The organism is Bacillus sp. SIMBA_154 (assembly GCF_046536015.1).
GTDB classification, from domain to species: Bacteria; Bacillota; Bacilli; order Bacillales; family Bacillaceae; genus Bacillus; species Bacillus pumilus_P.
On the sequence record NZ_JAWJBV010000392.1, the window covers coordinates 1 to 258 of the forward strand.

The 258-nt window shown below is 41.9% G+C and carries 1 protein-coding gene; it reads left to right on the forward strand.

Annotation, left to right across the window (positions count from 1 at the left end; translation table 11 throughout):
* Window positions 1-14: 14 nt before the first annotated feature.
* A partial coding sequence (locus tag R0K30_RS22505) for a hypothetical protein (RefSeq protein ID WP_410613130.1) occupies window positions 15-258 on the forward strand: 244 nt, incomplete at its 3' end.

Consider the following 258-nt stretch of genomic DNA (forward strand, 5'->3'; position numbering starts at 1 on the left):
GGGCGTTTAAATCGGTGACGGCATATCGTGAAGGCAATACCGACACAAATATTGATTTTGACTCGACGGTGAACCCGGTCTTATTAGTGCCTGCAGTTTATGAAGACGAACAAACTACGCAGGAATTTCAGTTAAATTACAGCAGCGATAGATTTAACTTCATTAGCGGACTTTATTTTTATGAAGGTGAAGCTTGTGGTGCTTTCGGCACCGTACTGGGTTTACTGGATTTAACTATCGATAATGGAGGATGTGTAG